General features: G+C 70.8%; 1 protein-coding gene. It reads left to right on the forward strand.

Going from position 1 to position 456, the window contains the following annotated elements:
• Positions 1–91 precede the first annotated feature (91 nt).
• On the forward strand, positions 92–456 hold a 365-nt coding region (locus Q7A36_RS40910), incomplete at its 3' end, for a DUF6444 domain-containing protein (RefSeq protein ID WP_305109496.1).

The following is a 456-nucleotide window of genomic DNA, read 5'->3' on the forward strand; positions in this document are numbered from 1 at the left end:
GTATCTGCTCATCCCCGGTGTGGTCGGGGCTGGTCGGCGGGCCGCGAAGGAGCGCTTGACGTCACCACGGGGCTCCTGATTCAAGCTGGGGATGGACCGGCTTCCCGACCTGTCTTCGCTCTCCCATGAGGAGAAGGACGCGCTCATCCATGCGCTGTGGGCGCAGGTGCAGGCGCTGACGGCGCGGGTCGCGGAGCTGGAGGTCAGGCTTGGCCTGCCGCCGAAGACGCCCAACAACTCCAGCCAGCCGCCGTCGCAGGGCAGGAAGCCGAACCGCGACGACAAGCCTGCCCGGACGGGTCCCCGCCAGGGCAGCCTTGGCCGCAAGGGTGGTGGCCGAATGCTGGCCGAAGCACCGGACGAGACGGTCACCGCCCGCCCATCCCGGTGCGCGCACTGCCAGGCGGCCCTGGACGCGGCCGACCAGAGGTTGGCAGGCCGCTTCGACAAGGTCGC

The organism is Paracraurococcus lichenis, from assembly GCF_030657435.1.
GTDB classification, from domain to species: domain Bacteria; phylum Pseudomonadota; class Alphaproteobacteria; order Acetobacterales; family Acetobacteraceae; genus Paracraurococcus; species Paracraurococcus lichenis.